The sequence below is a fragment of the Salmonella sp. NW884 genome (assembly GCF_051700745.1).
GTDB lineage: Bacteria > Pseudomonadota > Gammaproteobacteria > Enterobacterales > Enterobacteriaceae > Salmonella > Salmonella enterica.
Genome location: NZ_JAMMDE010000001.1, coordinates 117,078 through 136,013, shown reverse-complemented (window position 1 = coordinate 136,013; position 18,936 = coordinate 117,078). Strand labels below are relative to the sequence as shown.

The 18,936-nt window shown below is 48.5% G+C and carries 18 protein-coding genes; 10 read left to right on the top strand and 8 right to left on the bottom strand.

Going from position 1 to position 18,936, the window contains the following annotated elements:
- Positions 1-704 precede the first annotated feature (704 nt).
- From NA197_RS00690 to NA197_RS00665, 6 genes are all read left to right on the top strand, one after another.
- Positions 705-1,466: a transporter substrate-binding domain-containing protein gene (locus NA197_RS00690; protein ID WP_000949380.1), complete on the top strand. Its 762-nt coding sequence runs from the start codon at positions 705-707 to the stop codon at positions 1,464-1,466.
- 6 nt (positions 1,467-1,472) lie between these two features.
- Positions 1,473-2,120: an amino acid ABC transporter permease gene (locus NA197_RS00685; protein ID WP_000094446.1), complete on the top strand. Its 648-nt coding sequence runs from the start codon at positions 1,473-1,475 to the stop codon at positions 2,118-2,120.
- A 24-nt stretch (positions 2,121-2,144) separates the two neighbouring features.
- Positions 2,145-2,876, top strand: coding sequence for an amino acid ABC transporter ATP-binding protein (locus tag NA197_RS00680; protein WP_001196336.1), 732 nt, complete (start codon positions 2,145-2,147; stop codon positions 2,874-2,876).
- Entirely contained in the window at positions 2,873-3,553 is a 681-nt protein-coding gene (locus NA197_RS00675; RefSeq protein ID WP_023227539.1) for an amino acid ABC transporter permease, read from the top strand. The genes NA197_RS00680 and NA197_RS00675 overlap by 4 nt, the downstream gene beginning before the upstream one ends.
- A 136-nt stretch (positions 3,554-3,689) precedes the next feature.
- Positions 3,690-5,240 carry a glycosyltransferase family 39 protein gene (locus tag NA197_RS00670; RefSeq protein ID WP_023227540.1) on the top strand — a complete coding sequence of 517 codons (1,551 nt, stop codon included), beginning with the start codon at positions 3,690-3,692 and terminating at the stop codon, positions 5,238-5,240.
- A gap of 463 nt (positions 5,241-5,703) precedes the next feature.
- On the top strand, positions 5,704-6,366 hold the full coding sequence (locus NA197_RS00665) for a class I SAM-dependent methyltransferase (RefSeq protein WP_000683309.1): 663 nt from the start codon (positions 5,704-5,706) through the stop codon (positions 6,364-6,366).
- A gap of 270 nt (positions 6,367-6,636) precedes the next feature.
- Here the strand turns inward: NA197_RS00665 and cybB are convergent, their stop codons facing one another.
- The 3 genes from cybB to hrpA form a co-directional block, all read right to left on the bottom strand.
- The gene (gene cybB / locus NA197_RS00660; RefSeq protein ID WP_023227541.1) at positions 6,637-7,167 is read right to left on the bottom strand and encodes a cytochrome b561; all 531 of its coding nucleotides are present in this window, start codon (positions 7,165-7,167) and stop codon (positions 6,637-6,639) included.
- Positions 7,168-7,283: 116 nt separating this feature from the next.
- Positions 7,284-8,084, bottom strand: coding sequence for a YdcF family protein (locus NA197_RS00655; protein ID WP_001098505.1), 801 nt, complete (start codon positions 8,082-8,084; stop codon positions 7,284-7,286).
- A gap of 63 nt (positions 8,085-8,147) precedes the next feature.
- The gene (gene hrpA / locus NA197_RS00650; protein ID WP_024148217.1) at positions 8,148-12,050 is read right to left on the bottom strand and encodes an ATP-dependent RNA helicase HrpA; all 3,903 of its coding nucleotides are present in this window, start codon (positions 12,048-12,050) and stop codon (positions 8,148-8,150) included.
- A 200-nt stretch (positions 12,051-12,250) separates the two neighbouring features.
- Between hrpA and azoR the strand changes: the two genes are divergently transcribed.
- Positions 12,251-12,856: an FMN-dependent NADH-azoreductase gene (gene azoR / locus NA197_RS00645; protein WP_000048924.1), complete on the top strand. Its 606-nt coding sequence runs from the start codon at positions 12,251-12,253 to the stop codon at positions 12,854-12,856.
- On the opposite strand, the gene NA197_RS00640 is transcribed toward azoR, so the two are convergent.
- The 4 genes from NA197_RS00640 to NA197_RS00625 all read right to left on the bottom strand — a co-directional run bounded on the left by NA197_RS00640 (position 12,853) and on the right by NA197_RS00625 (position 16,601).
- Entirely contained in the window at positions 12,853-13,302 is a 450-nt protein-coding gene (locus tag NA197_RS00640; protein WP_001518898.1) for a GFA family protein, read from the bottom strand. The genes azoR and NA197_RS00640 overlap by 4 nt on opposite strands.
- A 140-nt stretch (positions 13,303-13,442) precedes the next feature.
- On the bottom strand, positions 13,443-13,766 hold the full coding sequence (locus NA197_RS00635) for a YdbL family protein (protein WP_000760345.1): 324 nt from the start codon (positions 13,764-13,766) through the stop codon (positions 13,443-13,445).
- A 7-nt stretch (positions 13,767-13,773) separates the two neighbouring features.
- Positions 13,774-13,965 (bottom strand): YnbE family lipoprotein, encoded by a 192-nt coding sequence (locus tag NA197_RS00630; protein ID WP_000784063.1) that lies wholly within the window; start codon positions 13,963-13,965, stop codon positions 13,774-13,776.
- Positions 13,965-16,601, bottom strand: a complete 2,637-nt coding sequence (locus NA197_RS00625) for a YdbH family protein (RefSeq protein ID WP_064043127.1) — start codon at positions 16,599-16,601, stop codon at positions 13,965-13,967. The genes NA197_RS00630 and NA197_RS00625 overlap by 1 nt, the downstream gene beginning before the upstream one ends.
- Positions 16,602-16,840: 239 nt before the next feature.
- Here NA197_RS00625 and ldhA point away from each other — a divergent pair, with 239 nt between their 5' ends.
- Positions 16,841-17,830, top strand: a complete 990-nt coding sequence (gene ldhA / locus NA197_RS00620; protein WP_000762206.1) for a D-lactate dehydrogenase — start codon at positions 16,841-16,843, stop codon at positions 17,828-17,830.
- 110 nt (positions 17,831-17,940) lie between these two features.
- Positions 17,941-18,351, top strand: coding sequence for a heat shock protein HslJ (gene hslJ, locus NA197_RS00615; protein WP_000725242.1), 411 nt, complete (start codon positions 17,941-17,943; stop codon positions 18,349-18,351).
- Positions 18,352-18,394: 43 nt separating this feature from the next.
- Here the strand turns inward: hslJ and NA197_RS00610 are convergent, their stop codons facing one another.
- Complete coding sequence (locus NA197_RS00610) at positions 18,395-18,661, bottom strand: putative hemolysin (protein WP_001200679.1); 267 nt, start codon at positions 18,659-18,661, stop codon at positions 18,395-18,397.
- Here NA197_RS00610 and NA197_RS00605 point away from each other — a divergent pair.
- Positions 18,565-18,876 carry a hypothetical protein gene (locus tag NA197_RS00605; protein ID WP_031606699.1) on the top strand — a complete coding sequence of 104 codons (312 nt, stop codon included), beginning with the start codon at positions 18,565-18,567 and terminating at the stop codon, positions 18,874-18,876. The genes NA197_RS00610 and NA197_RS00605 overlap by 97 nt on opposite strands.
- Positions 18,877-18,936 lie beyond the last annotated feature (60 nt).

Sequence of the window (18,936 nt, the reverse complement as noted above, 5' to 3'; positions counted from 1 at the left end):
TGCCAGGATAACTTAATGGAGAATCCTCTTTATTGCTGTTTGTTATCCGGTTGGCAGTCCCAGTTTTGGATTTATTTATCGTATTTATATTTATTACATAAGATGTACGATATTAATTTGAGAGTTTTATCTCGACAACCGCATACATTCAGATATTTCTGAATTAAGATTATTATCTATTAAAACAAGTTAACGTTTTGATAAACATAACAACATCGTCAGAACTCCTGATTTGTTGTCGTTTGTTCATAGGATAAATAATTTATATGCTTGCAAATATAGATAGCACGCAAATCAACTTAGCTCAGAAAATGTATTTGACAAGCAAAGATAAGTCTTTATATTGGCCCTGGATAGAGTGGTAAGATGATACTTAGAGACATTAAATACACCGTCACTGAAGCATTTATCTGCTTATCATGTAAATATGTATGCGTAAATGGAGCATAAACTATGTCCAGTATACTAATGTCTATGGTATCTTTACATTTTCACCTTTCATGGGGTCGCTGCACTCATATCCAGTTGATATCTCATGGTATATTCAATTCATTCCCTTTGATGATTCCTGTCAAACCTCCTGATTAAATTAGTTAACAGCGATGGAATACATAACGTTAAGTACTTTACGCCTGCAAATGTCAGGTTCACGCCCTAATGCTTAATTTATAATACGCATTACCTTACCACAGGAAATAGATAGCATGTTATCCAAAAAAATTGGCTTATCGATGATAGTGTTGGGAATAATGTCGTCTTCAGCTTTTGCTGATAGCATCGTTGAAGGGAGAACACTCAATGTCGCAGTATCACCGGCCTCTCCACCTATGTTATTTAAAAGTGCTGATGGCAAATTACAGGGGATAGATCTGGAGCTTTTTTCGTCTTACTGTCAGTCACGGCATTGTAAGCTAAACATCACCGAATATGCCTGGGATGGAATGCTTGGCGCAGTGGCGAGTGGTCAGGCAGATGTAGCATTTTCGGGAATTTCAATCACAGATAAACGTAAGAAAGTTATTGATTTTTCTGAACCTTATTACATCAACTCTTTTTATCTGGTCAGTATGGCCAATCATAAAATAACGCTCAATAACCTCAATGAATTAAATCAATATTCTATTGGATACCCTCGAGGAATGGCTTACTCCGACCTTATCAAAAACGATCTGGAGCCCAAAGGATACTACTCGTTAAGTAAAGTAAAATTGTATCCAACCTATAATGAGACGATGGCTGATCTAAAAAATGGCAATCTTGATCTGGCTTTTATAGAAGAGCCGGTTTATTTTACCTTCAAAAATAAGAAAAAGATGCCGATAGAAAGCCGTTATGTTTTCAAGAATGTTGATCAGCTTGGCATTGCCTTTAAGAAAGGCTCTCCCGTGCGCGATGATTTCAACTTATGGCTTAAAGAGCAAGGGCCACAAAAAATATCTGGCATTGTCGATAGCTGGATGAAATAGTAAGCTATGTCATCAGGTAATATGCTGGCTATCTTTTATTTCCTATTGGAAGGGATTGGTAATACGCTGCTTGTAACATTTACCTGTTTTCTCTCAGCGTTTTTGTTCGGGCTTACAGTCGCCGTATTACGGCGACTATCCCCCCTTCCACTACAGAAGATACTCGACGTACTGGTCTTTATTCTTCGGGGAATTCCAATACTTATTGCTGTTTTTCTTGTTTATTTTGGATTGCCATCGATTGGCATATATGTTTCACCTCTGGTGGCCATGAACCTCAGCGTCGGCTTAATCAGTGGGAGCTATCTTGCCGAGGTGTTCAGAGGGGCGCTTAAATTAGTTGAGCCATACGAAATTACGGTAGCGAAAGTAGCAGGAATGCGTCAATTACAGGTTATAATAAATATTGAACTGCCACAGATGTTGCGATTTTCTGTGCCCGGTATTATCAATGAGTTTTCTTCTGTATTAAAAGCGACGCCCTTTGCTTATACTGTAGGTATCGCTGAAATAACGAAGCAGGCAATGTCACTGACAGCCATCACGCTGAACGGGTTACAGATCTATACTCTTGCCGGGGTATTATATTTCATTATTTATAAAGTTTTTACTCTTCTGGCCGGAGTGTTTGAGAAAAAATATCGAATCAGTTGAAGCATAAAAATAGAGGTGATACTCATGGCTTTACTGAAACTAAAAGAGATAAGTAAGGAATATTCAGGAAAAAAGGTTCTTGATACGGTTAGTCTAAAAATTCAATCGGGAGACATGAAAGTAGTCATGGGGCCATCAGGTTGTGGAAAAACGACGCTTTTACGCTGTCTGCTTCGATTAGAAGAGCCTGATTATGGTGATATTTATTTTCACGGGAGAAATATTTATGACAAGGAATTTACTATTCTTGAGTTCAGAAAAAAAGTCGGTTGTGTCTTCCAGAATTACGCTTTGTATCGCCATCTTAACGTCATGGATAACATTACCCTTGCCCTATGTAAAGTGTTTGGCATGCCGGGACAACTAGCTCGGGAAAAAGCCTTACATGAGCTACAAAAACTTGATATGGTCTCGCATAGCGCAAAATACCCTTCGCAATTATCGGGCGGGCAGCAACAGCGCGTCGCCCTGGCCCGTACAATGGTCACCGACCCAGAACTCATTATTTTTGATGAGCCGACGTCTGCGCTTGATCCGCTCATGACTCGTGAAGTCGGAATGTTGATCAAGCAACTTCACGACAATGGCGTCACTATATTATGCGTCACTCATGATATTCGCCTCGCCAGATTACTAAGCGATAACGTAACGTTTCTTAATCATGGCAAGATTCGTGCAGAAGGCGCTTTTACCGATCTTGCCTTACGAGAAACGGATCCAGATATCCACTGTTTTTTTAGCGAGGCACAACGATGATCGCTGGCTGGTCTCTCTTCTTTAATGATCTGACTGAACAACTACCACTTGTTGTGGACGGTATTAAAGAAACCTGTAAACTTGCGCTGATTGTTTCCATCACCGGTTTTTTGTGGGGAATTATCATTTTTTTTCTGAGCCTGAGCCATCGCCCCATGGTAAAAGCCATAACTCGGCTGTACATGGATTTCTTTATCGGTACGCCACTCATTCTTATTCTGTTTGTTATCTATTATGGTTTACCTCAATCTGGCATTCACCTGTCCTCTTTTACCGTGGCGGTTACAGGGTTTACCTTGAATGTCGGCGCATATAATGCCGCGTACATGACAACGGCCTATAACGCATTGAATAAGTATGAAACGGAGGCAGCAGTCGTTCAGGGGTTGAACAAACGGCAGGTCTTTTTGTGGATTATACTGCCTCAGGTATTGCTGTCTTCCATTCCAGCCTTAACGAATCAGGTGATTAATAACCTTAAAGACAGCACCATCGTTTTTCTTATCCAATATACTGAGTTTTTCGCGCGAATTCAGGAGGTTGCTGCAACTAGCTTTAAATTCTTCCATGCTTACCTTTTTGCCGCCATAGTGTATCTTATTGGCGTTACCTTTATCGTCGGTTTGACCCGGTTTTTAGAGCATAGACTGCTTCGCCATTACGGTCAGGATTACTGAGTTGCACTGCACTATTCTGATTAATTCATCGCTGACATTATCAAAGTTATTTTTATTTAGTGTTGGTTAAGATTTTAACCTTCATTATTGCGTTAGGTGTCCATTCTGGTCTAAGTCTTACTCCATTGAGGATATTATGGCGCTACCACAACTATCAATATGGCAGCCCGGCGATGGGTTAAGAAAAATAAAGTATAAATATCATGTTTGTCTCATTGTCATATTCTCCGTCCTTATACGGTTGCTGTTTTTAACTGACCGCTACCTTTGGTGTGACGAAGCATCCAGCGTGCTGATTAGTCGACATAGCGTAGATAATCTGCTATTCCATGCCGCTTTTGACGTGCATCCCCCGCTTTATTATCTGTTACTGCATGACTGGATGATATTATGGGGTGATAGCATTGCAGCGGTACGCTCTCTCAGTCTACTCTTTGGGATCCTGACAGTTGTGCTGGTTATCGCGCTTACGCGATGGTTGGCAAATGAACGTACAGCCTTATTGGCGGGATGGTTCGCCGCCTTGATGCCGATGGCAGTTCATTACAGTCAAGAAACGCGCATGTACGCGTTAATGGGAATGCTAACGCTCGCTGCCGCGTTAGCATTGATGATGTGGATAAAAACACCCACCCATAATCGCTACCTTGTCGCGTATGCTTTACTTATGACGTTCAGCTTTTACACCCATTATTTCACCCTATTTGCACTTATTGCCCACTGGATCGCAGTAACAATATTATCCTGCCAAAGCCATAAAACGGCCTGCTACCTTAAACTTCCTGGCTGGTGGTTTGCTAACCTGGCGATTGCTGTCGCTTATCTCCCCTGGTTGCCCGTATTGTTTAATTTACTGACTCATCTGGCGCAGTTGAGAGCCGGTAATGATATCGGTTGGATTCCCCCCGTAACATGGCGTGACCTGCCTGCGATGTACTGGCATTTTTTTACCGGAAACAACGGACAGGGTTTTCCGTCGTTCATTCTGTGGCTGGCTGTGGGAGGTTTTATCGGTACTGTGGGGCGAATATCTTTATGCAACGGAGAATATGAAAGATATCAGCTGATATTATTTTGTAATCTGGTCATCCCTGTAATGCTGGTCTTCATCATTTCCTGGTGGATGCCGTTATTTATCGATCGTTATTTCTTCTTCTCATCGCTGAGCATTCCTCCCCTGCTCGCGGTATTACTTACCCGCGCAAAAAAAGCGGTTTGTGGCTTCTGGTTTATCTTATTCACCTTATTATTCGGCTATGGTTTCTATCATAATAACCCTGAGCACATAGACGAGTTTAAACCACTGGTAAACTATATTAATACCCGCCACCAGCCTAATGATGCCGTGGTAGTCAGTAAAATGTTCGATTATTTAAGTTATGTGTATTATAATAAGCGAGATTATCGTACGTTTCTTTATACACCGCCTAACGCACACGGAACATCAGGCAGACCGAATGCCTATGGCTTTGGTTCACTGTTTTATGCGCAAGCCGATCAGACATATATTGATACTCTGACAACGCTTTCAAAAAGTTACCATCGTGTCTGGTTGATAAGCGGCGGTAACTTCAGTCAGGATTACCCCTTGCCGTCAGAATGGCAAAATATCGCAAACTTCAAAAGTGGTAGATTTCAGGTACAATTATTTGTAATACCAACTCAACAGGCGCGTCAAATGCAATGATTACCGTTTTCTATCCAGTGCAGTGATAAACAGTACTGCCACTGCCAGACCGCCTAAAAGTAAGGTCCAGCCAAACGCTTCAAAAACCTCAATCATATCGCCTCCAGGTAGGTGATATTAAATAAAGATGGCTATCTCAGCGTAACATTTAAAATATCAATTAATGTGCAATAATCGCTTTATGTGTATGAATAAATATTGTTCCTCATGCATTTAATTGCATTGCTATTATCATAAGGCTTAATATATTTATATTAACGATTATTAATCGTCAGCTTATAATAATATGACTGTCCAATTCATTTATCAGCTATTATTATCCTCTATATTCTTTAAGATAGCTGCTTAATTCATAATATCGCCTTTATTCATCGTATTAAATTACTCACTTACCTGATTAATGCTTGCCTAACGATTGCTTCGTTGTTTTAATTCCAGCGCGAAATTATTTAGTGAGAGAACAATGAAGCATACACAACAATCAGGCGCAAAAGTCTATAACCCATTCACGCTTAGCTTATATGACTGGTGGGTACTCAATATCTCAAACAAATATGCATGGAAGTGTCCTACTGATACGCGACTACTTCCTTTCTTCCTGCATCACATGGGCGAGACTCACCTGGATATTGGCGTAGGTACAGGTTATTACCTGAAACATGCACCTGCGACTCATGCCATTTCGCTGATGGATTTAAATCCGGATAGCCTGAAAATAGCCGCCAGCCGAGTGGGTAATACGAAAATCCGCGCCACACTACAACACGATGTTTTCGACACGTTCCCGGCGGACTGGCACGGGCGCTTCGATTCCGTTTCGATGTACTATCTTCTGCACTGCTTACCCGGTGAGATGACAACAAAAGCGAAGGCAATTAAAAATGCCGGTATGGCGCTTAAACCCGGCGGCACACTTTTTGGCGCCACGATTCTGGGCAAAGAGGTTCCTCACAATGCTTTTGGTAAGAAATTAATGGCTGTTTATAACAAGAAAGGAATATTCAGTAATACCAATGATTCAGCCGATACGTTACGCAGCGTGTTGGACGAACATTTCGCTAAGGTGACTTTGGAGCAACATGGCGCCGTTGCGCTATTTTCCGCCACTATGCCACGTTCATTGTAAGTGTAGGCACTTCCGGGCGGTCGGCAGCGCGATCATGTGGGTTTAACCCGTTGATTAAACATTGGATTACGGAATAGTAATTGTTTATTTTATTTGTCATACAAATAAGTATAATACCCGCTTCCGATGTAGACCCGTCCTCCTTCGCCTGCGTCACGGGTCCTGGTTAGACGCAGGCGTTTTCTGTATGGAATACGCCATCCCCTCTGATAGATGCCTTGTTTGCCTAAAGCAGTTAACCCCGCCTGTAGCAAACGTCATACAGGACGGTCAGTTACGCTTACGCGGCATCATCCGTAACAGCGTATTGTCTTTCCAGAAATAGTGATGCATCAAAGCAGCGATGGCATGAAGTCCAATAACAAAATAGCCCAGATTCGCCAGCGTGACGTGCCAGGATTTCAGCATATCTACGCGTTCAAAGTTAGCTTCGGCGGCATGCGGCATAGTAATGCCAAATGCGACCCAGGGATTGCCGCGGTTATACATCATGACCAGACCAATAACAGGCAGCACGATAAATAACAGGTAAATCACCAGATGTCCTAAATGCGCCATTCCGGTCATCATCGGTTTTGGACGAGGAACAATGGGCGGCGTGGGATATTTCAGCCGAATAATCAAGCGCGCCACCATTAAAAGCAAAATAGTGATACCACATGAAACATGCGTCATATTAAACCAGGGCCGATAACTACGCGGCGCAAAACCGCGTAGCTCCATCGCGGCGTAAGTCACAATAACCAGAAAAAAGACTAACCAGTGAATACCAATTTGCAGGCCGGAATACTTATTGCCCATAGCGCGTCCTGAATGAAAACCGTAAAGCGACAACATAACCAGCTTTTATAAATAATTCATCAAATTTATGAAATGGTGGTCGCACTTGCCCGTTCACCCTCGCAAACGGGCGATTTTTAGCGTAAAGCTCTCTGTTCTAACGCACTGCGCAACGTAGTATCTGCCTGCAATACCTGCCATGCCTTTTCAATATCGCGTGGGATATCAACGTGAATGATAAAATCTTTACCACGCGGTCCATACCCTGTTTCATCGTCACGCAAACGTGGCAGCTCGCCGGCAATCAGAGACAGATAACGCTCCACCGTCCAGATGCCCTCTTCAACGTTGGCAAAACGTGTACCGCCGTTAAGGTGGCGCAGTACCGGAACAAAACCAGGAAAACTCAGCCAGCGCGGCGCATCGGTGTCGTCGTTTGTCACGCGCCGAAACGCCGCGATAGTGCGCCGCTGCATGGTGGGGTCTTGCACAACGATAGCCGTGTTAATGTTTTCTTTCGCCTGACGGATCAGTGCGCAGGAGAAACGGGCATTTTCGCCGCAATTAGTTGACCGATCTTCCAGCCAAATTTTCTCAGCCGGAATATGCCAGAACTGGTTCGCGATATCCGCGAGGATAGCGGCTTCAGCGCGTCCGGTTGTGCGAATAGTATGGTAGCGCGGATGCCGGGCAATCACGGCGTACAAAAACGGCGTCGAATGACCTATACCACCGCTAATCAGTAAAGGAACGCCTTGCGCTTTGGCGATGCGACAGGCCGCGTCGATAGTGGGGATCACCGCATTGCCCGCCAGGACGACGCAATCCGACGAATAAGGTTGTTCGCCGGAAAAATCATTTTGCGCCAGCCACTGTCCGACGGTATTCACCGCCAGCAATGTTTCCGCAGAGAGCGCCGGAAATGGCGTTGTATTCATAATTCCTCCTTTTTGTTCCGAACTTGTACCGGATCTCTTTGAAAGACATCGTCGCCTGGCTTTTTAGGCCGTAATCTGATCCATGGCCTGTAAAATACGCTTATCGGAAATAGGATAAGGCGTACCGAGCTGTTGGGCGAAATAACTGACACGCAGTTCTTCAATCATCCAACGGATCTCTTTAACATCATCATCTTCGCGACGCGCTGGAGGCAATTTATTTATCCATTGTTGCCACGCCTGCTGGACGCTTTCGACTTTCAGCATTTGCGCCCGATCGCGGTGCGGATCGACAGCCAGTTTCTCCAGCCGCTTTTCAATTGCCTGCAGATAACGCAGCGTATCGCCGAGACGTTTAAAGCCGTTGCCAGTCACAAAACCACGGTATACCAGACCGCTCATCTGCGCCTTGATATCGGAAAGCCCCAACGCCATGCTCATATCCACCCGCCCTTTCAGACGCTTATTGATATTGAATACGGTCGTCAGGATGCGCTCAACCTGCTTCGCGATATCCACCACAGTATCATTCAGCTCGGCGCGTACCTTTTCGTGCAGCGCGGTGAAACCTGCTTCGCTCCACACCGGCCCGCCGTTGGCATCTATCAGTTTATCTACCCCGCAGGCAATACAGTCATCAATCAATTCCAGTACTTTGCCGTACGGGTTAAAGTACAGCCCCAGCTTGGCTTTATTCGGCAATTTCTCATGCAGATACTTAATCGGTGAAGGAATATTGAGCAACAGCAGACGGCGTAAACCGCACCACATCGCCTGTTGTTGTTCCAGCGGATTATCAAACAATTTGATAGCGACGCTGTCACGCTCATCCACTAACGCCGGCCACGCCTTCACTTTATAATTACCGCGTTTCTGTTCGTAGCTTTCCGGCAGCTCGCCGAAACTCCAGATATGCAGCCCGCTCTGCTCAATGCCGTCATCCGCTACCGCCGAGAGCGTCTCCTGCACTTTGCCTTTCAGCGCATTTTTAAGCTCGGCGAGCGAACGCCCTTCCTGCAGTTTCTTGTTTTTGTCATTCACCACGCGAAACGTGATTTTCAGATGCTCGGGCACCTGATCCCAATGCCAGTCTTCCCGATCGACCGTGACGCCGGTCATCCGGCGCAGTTCACGCTCCAGAGCGTCCAGCAGCGGCAGCTCCAGCGGCGTTACGCGACCTAAAAACGCTTCAGCATAGTTTGGCGCCGGAACAAAGTTGCGACGTACCGGTTTTGGCAACGATTTAATCAGCGCAATAACTAATTCACGGCGCAGCCCTGGGATCTGCCATTCAAAACCGCTCTCGTCAACCTGGTTAAGTAGCGGCAACGGAATATGGACGGTCACGCCGTCAGCATCCGCGCCCGGTTCAAACTGATAGCTCAAACGCAGCTTGAGATTGCCCTGGTGCCAGAAATTCGGGTAATCCAGTTTGCTGATTTTTTCCGCGCCTTCTTTAATCAGCATACTTTTTTCAAAGTTGAGCAGATCCGGCGTCTCGCGGCTGATTTTTTTCCACCAACTATCAAAGTGGCGGGCGGAAATAACGTCATGGCTAATACGCTGGTCATAAAACTCAAACAGGGTATCGTCATCCACCAGGATATCGCGGCGGCGAGATTTGTGCTCAAGTTCCTCGACTTCCGCACGCAATTTTAGATTCTCACGGAAGAAGGCGTGACGGGTTTGCCAGTCCCCCTCCACCAGCGCATGGCGGATAAACAACTCGCGACACAACGCCGGGTCAATCTGGCTATAATTCACCTTGCGCGCGGCGACAATCGGCAGACCGTAGACAGTAACCTTTTCCGTCGCCATCACCGCGCCTTGCGCCCGCTCCCAGTGCGGTTCGCTATATGAACGTTTAATCAGGTGCTGGGCTACCGGTTCCACCCATTCTGGCTCAATGCGGGCAGCGATGCGCCCCCACAAACGGCTGGTTTCCACCAGCTCGGCGACCATTGTCCATTTCGGCGGTTTTTTGAATAAACCGGATCCGGGGAAAATAGAGAATCGGGCGTTACGCGCGCCGGTGTACTCTTGTTTATCGGCATCTTTCATCCCGATATGCGACAACAGCCCCGTTAACAACGCAACGTGAATTTCCCGGTACGCTGCGGGTTCGCTGTTTACCGGAATCCCCAGTTCCTTTACCACCTGACGCAGTTGGGTATAGATATCCTGCCACTCACGCACGCGTAAATAGTTCAGATAGTCGGTGCGACACAGACGGCGGAATTGATTCGACGACAGGGCCTTTTGTTGCTCGCCGAGGTAATTCCACAGGTTAACAAACGCCAGAAAATCGGACTCCTTATCATGGAAACGCCGGTGTTTCTCATCGGAAGCCTGCTGCTTATCCACTGGGCGCTCGCGCGGATCCTGAATAGAGAGTGCGGAAGTAATGATCATCGCTTCGCGCACACAGCCATGCTTTTGCGCTTCCAGAACCATACGCGCCAGGCGCGGGTCGACCGGCAACTGGGATAATTGTCGGCCCAGCGGCGTCAGCTTATATGCCGTTTGCTGTTCGTCGGCGGTAATCGCCCCCAGCTCTTCCAACAAACGCACGCCATCCTGAATATTGCGCTTATCCGGCGCTTCGACAAACGGGAAGGCGGCGATGTCACCCAGCCCCAGGGCGGTCATCTGCAAAATAACCGACGCCAGGTTAGTACGTAGAATTTCCGGGTCGGTAAATTCCGGACGTGACAAAAAGTCATCTTCCGAATACAGACGAATGCAAATCCCTTCCGATACGCGTCCGCAACGCCCTTTACGCTGGTTGGCGGAAGCCTGTGAGATCGGTTCAATCGGCAGGCGCTGCACTTTAGTGCGGTAGCTGTAGCGGCTGATGCGCGCAGTGCCAGGATCGATCACATACTTGATACCCGGCACCGTCAGCGAGGTTTCCGCCACGTTAGTCGCCAGCACGATACGGCGTCCGCTGTGCGACTGGAAAACGCGGTTCTGTTCGCTGTTCGACAAGCGTGCATACAGCGGCAACACTTCGGTATGCCGTAAGTTCAGCTTGTTCAGGGCGTCGGCGGTATCGCGGATTTCCCGCTCTCCGCTCATAAAAATCAGAATATCGCCGGGACTTTCACGCCCCAGTTCATCGACAGCGTCGAAAATTGCCTGTAGCTGATCGCGTTCAGTGTCGTCAGCCTCTTCCACGATGGGGCGATAACGAACTTCTACGGGATACGTTCGGCCAGAGACTTCGATAATCGGCGCGTTATTAAAGTGGCGCGAGAAGCGTTCCGGGTCGATGGTCGCAGAGGTAATAATCACTTTCAGATCGGGACGACGCGGCAGAAGCTCTTTCAGATAGCCGAGCAAGAAGTCAATATTCAGGCTGCGTTCATGCGCTTCATCAATAATGATGGTGTCATACTGCATCAATAGCCTGTCCTGCTGGATTTCCGCCAGCAGGATACCGTCCGTCATCAGTTTGACCATGGTGTTGCTACTGACATGATCGCTGAAACGAACTTTATAGCCGATGCAGCCGCCTGGCTCCGTTTGCAACTCTTCGGCAATGCGGTTAGCGACGGTGCGCGCCGCCAGGCGACGCGGTTGAGTATGTCCAATAAGTCCTTTAATTCCGCGTCCCAGCTCCATACAAATTTTCGGCAACTGGGTAGTTTTACCGGAACCGGTTTCCCCTGCCACGATCACCACCTGATGATCGCGGACCGCTTCCAGAATGTCCTGTTTCTTCTGGCTAACAGGCAGATTTTGCGGATAAGTGATTGAGGGGCGCGCCGCTTCGCGGAGAGCGACCTGCGTCGCAGCCTGTTCAATTTCTTTCGCCATCGTCTGGAAAATGGCCTGTTGCGCATCAGGATTTTTTACTTTCTTTACGCCATGCAGGCGGCGCGAAAAGCGCTGTTTGTCGCGCAGCATCAGTGCATCCAGCCGCTGCTGTAACACCTGAAGCGTCAACGTAGATTGTTCAGTCATAAAGCTCTTGGGCAGCATTCTGCCTGTTTAAAATCGTTTTAAATGATAGGTATAGAGTACCACATTGGGGCTTTTTTTGTGTTGTTCAATAATTTCGAACAAAGGGTTCGATATATTGCGCTATCCCTGCGACATATTTGTGAATAAAGTGTCAACAAGCAACGGGGCACGCCCCTTCAAACACATAAAAGGAAACACCCATGAGCAAGGTATTAGTTCTTAAATCCAGTATTCTGGCAGGGTACTCTCAGTCTGGTCAGTTGACTGACTATTTTATTGAACAATGGCGCGAAAAACACGTCGCAGATGAAATTACTGTCCGCGATCTGGCGGCCAACCCTGTTCCGGTGCTGGATGGCGAGCTGGTGGGCGCGATGCGTCCGGGCGATGCGCCTTTAACGCCACGTCAACAGGACGCTCTGGCGCTGTCTGATGAACTCATTGCTGAACTGAAAGCCCACGACGTCATCGTTATTGCGGCGCCGATGTACAATTTCAATATCCCGACGCAGCTGAAAAACTACTTTGATCTGATTGCCCGCGCCGGTATCACTTTCCGCTATACCGAAAAAGGCCCGGAAGGTCTGGTAACCGGCAAACGCGCGGTGGTTCTCTCCAGCCGCGGCGGTATCCATAAAGACACCCCGACGGATTTGATTGCGCCTTACCTGAAAGTGTTCCTTGGTTTTATCGGTATCACCGACGTGAATTTTGTCTTTGCCGAAGGCATCGCCTACGGGCCGGAAGTGGCGGCTAAAGCTCAGGCCGATGCAAAAGCCGCGATTGACAGCGTAGTGGCCGCTTAAATATTTTTGCCTCCCGTTTCGACGGGAGGTGACTTCTTAGGTTCGTAGCGCAAATATCCTACCACGCCGCTACTGCCGCCATCGCTGGGATGCGTTACCCCATCATTGACTTCAACGCAGGCGAAATCAAAAGGCGACACATTTTCGATGCACGCCACATTGACCCCATATTGATCGGGATTGGATCGGCGCTGATGAAAAGTATATATCCCGCATACCGAACAGAAAAAATGCACCGCCTTGCCCGTATTGAAGCGATATTCGGTAAGCTTATCCTGCCCTTTTAGCACTTTAATACCCGATAGCGGCGCAGACACTGCCACCGCTCCGCGCATCCGGCAAAAGGAACAGTTGCAGCGCCTGGCGGTATGAAACCCATCGCTAAGTTGAACGGTAAACACGACGCTGCCACAATGGCAGGCAGCAGATAACTTTTCAGACGTCATACCTGGTTACTCTCGCGAATAGTGATACCAGCCAACAGTATAGAAATAGCCTTCCGGTTCGCCTAATGTAAACGACCTTCGTATTCAAAAATTACCCATATAAAAATGCATTTTGCGGTAAAAAAATTGTCGGGAAGCGGTTATTTACGCATCCATTTGCCATTAATTCCCTGGACATATTCTCCCGGCCTGGCGCGCTCAACCAGTTTTTGCCCTGCCATCTTCGCCACCTCGTCTACGGGGAGATGATTGCTATCCGCTAACTGCTGATAACTGGCGCGACGGGCGTGATTAATATCAAGCACCAGTTTCTGGGTTTCGGCATCATTCTTTAAGGCCACCAGATAGCCATTCAGCGTTTCCCCAACCCGGCCCTGCGTGCGCGCTTCATCCAGGGTTAAGGCCCACACAGAAGGTGTGAGCAAGCTCAGCGTCAGCACCCATAGTATTAAATACTTTTTCATTATGGCCTCAGAATAGATCGCTGCGTGATTTCAGGAGTTCTTCAACGTCTTTATCGACTTTGATATGTATTTCATGCTCGATCTTTACATTCATGTTGATGGTAATCGGCTGTTCCGGCGCGGCGACTTCAATACGTGGCGTGCACCCCACCACGATAAATGACGCAAGCGCTGACAGCATGGCAATACTCATTTTCATTATTTATCCTCACAGTCCTTGTCTTTCCGGCAAGGAGGTTGCGGCAACGCTGTATTTTGTTCAAGCCATGCCTGTAAATTGTCGCCAAAACGCAAACTGCGCCACAGCGTAAACACATTTTCTTCATGGGTATAGTTCAAGTTAACGATCGCGGTTTTACCATCTACCCGGCTTTTGCCGGTAATGGCCGCCTGCATCGTTAGTACGCCCAGGTTATCAACGTTAATTTTCGTCCACGAATGCGTAATCTCCATATAACGTAGCCAGTTAATCGCCGAGCCTGCCGTAACATTATCCTTCACCACCGCATCCGCAGTATCTTTATCGATACGCAACGTCATTGGCCCGGGATTCGTAAGCCAGCCATCTTTGATTATCCATTTTTCATTGTTCAGCCACAGCGGCAGCGCACCGCTAACCGGACCAGACATGGCGAATTGCTTTGGATTTATGGCGCTAATCAATTCGCTGGATGAAATATTTTGCACCCGCAAAAGCGCCGGGTCGTGCTGCGGCATTCGCAACTGTTTCATAATGATTTGACCGCCCAGCACGTCTACGCTGACATCGCTTAGCAGTAATGGATTCGACTCGCTCCAGGGATAACCGCCCTGTAAATCAGCAGTGATATTTTTCGCCGTGACCTGGTTAACTATCCCGGCAATACGCAGCGAGACGGGCCCGCGCGTCCCCAATTGCCACGCGCCGTTGTGGAAGCGAAATGGCAGAATGAAATCGACGCCGTTGATTTTGTTATCCGGCATCCAGGCACTGCCGCCTTTTAACACGCCGTGTCCACCCGCTTCAAACCCCTGCCCCTGTGCGGCGGAAAAAGCCACCTGCGCATACAGTGAGCCTTCGCGCAGCGTCATTTTCCAGTCTGGTGGAAGCAACGGCTGGAAAACGATAAGCGACTGCTTCGGCCACCAGGCCTGTCCGCGAAGGCGTTCGCCATCCCAGCGCCCATTCAGCCGTACCGGCCCTATCGCCCCCACCCGAAGGTCGCCTTTAAACTGGAACAGGGTTGGCTCGCGCCCTTCAACGCTAAAATTAAGGGTAGAAGGCGGCAGCACGCTCCCGCTGGTAAATACGGTTTTTCCCGCCTCCAGAGACAGCGCGCCCTGTAGCGACGGCGTTGTGGCGTCGCGAACCCAGACAATAGGTTTATTCAGCGCCAGTCTTGGCGATGTGACGGTCATTGCGCCATAGTGCAACTGATCAAAACCGGTGGACAAACTGGTCAACCTGATGGTGTTATCATGCCATTCGCCCTGTCCGGCAATATCCCAGTGGGCGCGCATTGGCGTAAAGCTTCCTTGCCCCCAATAGCGCCACCGCCAGCGACCAGCATCAGGGAGAAAATCATTCGCCAGGCCATCAAGATGAAGAACGAAATCGCCCATCTCATTTTCGTGCGCCCGTAAAATAGCCTGTAATCGGCCATCAACGCCGCGCGGCGTCACCTTAACGCCCGCCAGCGGCCAACGAATTTCATCAATATCTAACGCATCAATCACCCGTCCGCGCGAGCGTAGCAATGCGCCAGGTGCAAAGGTGAGCTGCGGATCGGCCAGACTGCCGCGGAACATAGCGGGCAATATGGCATAAAAGATTAAATCCTTCTGTTTAGCCTCGCCGGTAAGCTGTAGAGGCATCTCACTGCTATCCATGCTGAGTTTTCCCGGGCCGATAGTCAGTACAGCGTTCGCTTTACCGGCATCGCCCTGGGTCAGAATATTCAGGCGTCCGCTGACTCGCGCATTATCCGGCCCGGCTTGCCAGTTATCGATATTAAAAGCCAGACGTCCGCTCAAGGGGAATCCCTGATATGGCCAGTTCCAGCGGCCATCGCTGATGGTAAGCCGCTGACGCGTTACCGCCCAGGGGAGATCGAGAATCGGGTCAGGATTACCTCGCGCCATCACGATGAGCTGTCCGGCGTTATCACGCCACTCCAGTTCCGCATCCACCAGCGACGGTTCCTGCGGCAGACGCAAGGTCGCTGCCGCATGACCGCTGACCGGCAGGCCATCCGGTACCAGCGGCAACATAAACTCCCCCGCCAGGCTAACGGGAGGCTGGTTGGCCAGCGCGGCGATCTCCAGTTGGCTCACCGTCAATGCCTGACCGCGTAGCTGCCCTTGAAATTTTACTTTTTCGCCCTGATAACGTATCTGCTGAATGACCGGCGTCATGGAGATAGCCAGCTTGCCCTGCCATTCCGGCCAGGGCGCGAGAATGACATTATCGATGTTAATCCAGGTATTGGGCAGCATTGACTGCCACTGCGCCAGCGTACGCGGCGCGGCGGGAGAAGCTTCCGTAGCGGGCAGTTTCGCCAGGCACGCGGCATCCAGTTTGAGGCTTTTAATATTCAGCAACCAACGGCTGGGATGCGTCAGTTCCGCCTGGGTAATATGCGCTAACGAACAATCATTGACCAGATAGCGAAGATCGGGAATCACTAACCCATGACGTGTCAGGCGTGGACTTTGTTCCAGAGCGATACGGGTACCGACGGGTAGCCAAATTCCCGCCAGAGTGGGAACCCACAGCCCGAGGGTCATCAGTAGCGTCAGAGGGACAAGAATCAGCAGTAACAGTAGCGCAAGGGCGGCTTTATATTTACCCTTCATGGGCCATTAATTTCCTGATTTAACGAAAAATTCAGTCGGCTATCTCTTTATTTTGGCATGATTGCCCGTACATAGCCTAATAGTTCATGTTGCAGGGGCGCCCTCCGGCTATTTGAGGCGTTGTGGAGAATGATAACCTAAAATTATTCATTATATGTATGACTATCAATTATTTTTGATTTTTTGTAAGATAATTTTAAGCATATTTGTGTGATTCTAACATCACTGGAGAAGGTCATATGAAACTCGCCGTCTATAGTACCAAACAGTATGACAAGAAATATCTACAGCAAGTGAACGAAGCGTTCGGTTTTGAACTGGAGTTTTTTGATTTTCTGCTAACCGAGAAAACGGCGAAAACCGCCAATGGATGTGAAGCAGTTTGTATCTTCGTGAATGACGACGGGAGCCGACCGGTACTGGAAGAGCTGAAAAAACACGGCGTGAAATACATCGCGCTGCGTTGCGCCGGATTTAATAATGTCGACCTGGATGCCGCTAAAGAGCTCGGTTTGCAGGTGGTCCGCGTGCCGGCTTATTCTCCGGAAGCCGTCGCTGAACATGCGATTGGCATGATGATGACATTGAACCGCCGTATTCACCGCGCTTATCAACGCACCCGCGACGCTAACTTTTCCCTTGAGGGACTGACCGGCTTTACTATGCACGGAAAAACCGCTGGCGTCATTGGTACCGGTAAAATCGGCGTCGCCGCGCTGCGTATCCTGAAAGGCTTTGGAATGCGTTTACTGGCGTTTGATCCCTATCCCAGCACCGCCGCGCTTGACCTCGGCGTAGAGTATGTGGATCTGCAAACGTTGTTTGCCGAATCGGATGTCATTTCCCTGCACTGCCCGCTCACGCCGGAAAACTACCATTTACTGAACCATGCGGCATTCGACCAAATGAAAAATGGCGTTATGGTCATTAATACCAGTCGTGGCGCGCTGATTGATTCCCAGGCGGCTATCGAAGCTCTGAAGAATCAGAAAATCGGCTCGCTGGGGATGGATGTGTATGAAAACGAACGCGACCTGTTCTTTGAAGATAAGTCAAACGATGTTATCCAGGATGATGTTTTCCGCCGTCTGTCGGCCTGCCATAACGTACTGTTTACGGGGCACCAGGCATTCCTGACCGCAGAAGCGCTGATCAGCATCTCTGAAACCACGTTACAAAACTTAAGCCAGCTTGAGAAGGGCGAAGCCTGCCCGAACGCGCTGTTCTAATCCTGTCGCTCCCCTGCGCTCAGGGGAGCATTTTCGGATAACCCCTGAAGATCTATCCGGTCATATCATTACTATAGTCAGTGTTAACTATCAGATTACAGAGAATATCAATGAAGAAAATCGTCACGCTGGTCGCCCTGAGCATCATAATGACAGGGTGTGTGAGCAGTGGAAAAGTGTCCGTCAAACGCGAGCAACTGGAGCACCACCGCTTTGTTCTGGAAAGCGTAAACGGTAAAACGGTCACCGGCCCGGAGCTCAGCTTTGGCGAGGACATGACGGTATCCGGCAAAATGTGCAATCAATTCACCGGCGAAGGAAAACTGTCGGACGGCGAATTAAAAGTGAAAAATTTAGCGATGACCCGAATGATGTGCGCCGATCCGCAGCTTAATGCGCTGGACGGCACCCTCAGCGAGCTCTTCAGCAAAGGCGCGCAGGTCGATTTAACCGCGAACCAATTAACGCTGGCGACGGCAGAAACAACGCTAATGTATAAACTGGCGGATTTAGCGCACTAAGCCATTAAGTGAAAAGTTATACGCGTCAGGCGAAACGCCGCGCTTAATAACTCCCGCAGTTTCCGGCGGCAAGCGACTGTTCGCTACAACGTTTGCCGTTGGGTAGCGCGCACATACCAATTACTGAACCATCAAGCTGCCGGGCCGCTGAAAGCGAACCGCCAATCATAGCGCAATTCGCTTCGCCGGCGCTGGACATCGCCGCTTTCATCCCTGGCGAAACATGCGCCGCGGTTGCCTGCTGAACAGGTTCGCTACTGCAAGCCGATAATAATAACGCGGCACATCCCACCCAAAACGCTGCGCGCATTTCTCTCCCCTCTGTTTATTCATCCAAACGACACCGCCCTAAATAATAGGCAGCAGAAACTGACGCGTCGAGAGGCAAAGCGCGCATTTATGCGCTTCATTAACATTTATTGGCAATTTTTTACGTCTTTTCGGCAAGAAATCGCCATTCTCCTCCCGCCAGGGACACAAAAGCGAAAATGGGGCTTGAAGGGCTTTGCTAAAATAAAAGGATAACTACAGGATACGCTCACGATTATGCGTGTCCCTCTTTTTTGCGCAATGTAAGGGTGTCAT

Bases quoted from the DNA above. Each gene is read 5' to 3' on its own strand.
- NA197_RS00690 (WP_000949380.1), top strand. From the start codon at position 705: ATGTTATCCAAAAAAATTGGCTTATCGATGATAGTGTTGGGAATAATG.
- NA197_RS00685 (WP_000094446.1), top strand. From the start codon at position 1,473: ATGTCATCAGGTAATATGCTGGCTATCTTTTATTTCCTATTGGAAGGG.
- NA197_RS00680 (WP_001196336.1), top strand. From the start codon at position 2,145: ATGGCTTTACTGAAACTAAAAGAGATAAGTAAGGAATATTCAGGAAAA.
- NA197_RS00675 (WP_023227539.1), top strand. From the start codon at position 2,873: ATGATCGCTGGCTGGTCTCTCTTCTTTAATGATCTGACTGAACAACTA.
- NA197_RS00670 (WP_023227540.1), top strand. From the start codon at position 3,690: ATGGCGCTACCACAACTATCAATATGGCAGCCCGGCGATGGGTTAAGA.
- NA197_RS00665 (WP_000683309.1), top strand. From the start codon at position 5,704: ATGAAGCATACACAACAATCAGGCGCAAAAGTCTATAACCCATTCACG.
- cybB (WP_023227541.1), bottom strand. From the start codon at position 7,167: ATGGGCAATAAGTATTCCGGCCTGCAAATTGGTATTCACTGGTTAGTC.
- NA197_RS00655 (WP_001098505.1), bottom strand. From the start codon at position 8,084: ATGAATACAACGCCATTTCCGGCGCTCTCTGCGGAAACATTGCTGGCG.
- hrpA (WP_024148217.1), bottom strand. From the start codon at position 12,050: ATGACTGAACAATCTACGTTGACGCTTCAGGTGTTACAGCAGCGGCTG.
- azoR (WP_000048924.1), top strand. From the start codon at position 12,251: ATGAGCAAGGTATTAGTTCTTAAATCCAGTATTCTGGCAGGGTACTCT.
- NA197_RS00640 (WP_001518898.1), bottom strand. From the start codon at position 13,302: ATGACGTCTGAAAAGTTATCTGCTGCCTGCCATTGTGGCAGCGTCGTG.
- NA197_RS00635 (WP_000760345.1), bottom strand. From the start codon at position 13,766: ATGAAAAAGTATTTAATACTATGGGTGCTGACGCTGAGCTTGCTCACA.
- NA197_RS00630 (WP_000784063.1), bottom strand. From the start codon at position 13,965: ATGAAAATGAGTATTGCCATGCTGTCAGCGCTTGCGTCATTTATCGTG.
- NA197_RS00625 (WP_064043127.1), bottom strand. From the start codon at position 16,601: ATGAAGGGTAAATATAAAGCCGCCCTTGCGCTACTGTTACTGCTGATT.
- ldhA (WP_000762206.1), top strand. From the start codon at position 16,841: ATGAAACTCGCCGTCTATAGTACCAAACAGTATGACAAGAAATATCTA.
- hslJ (WP_000725242.1), top strand. From the start codon at position 17,941: ATGAAGAAAATCGTCACGCTGGTCGCCCTGAGCATCATAATGACAGGG.
- NA197_RS00610 (WP_001200679.1), bottom strand. From the start codon at position 18,661: ATGCGCGCAGCGTTTTGGGTGGGATGTGCCGCGTTATTATTATCGGCT.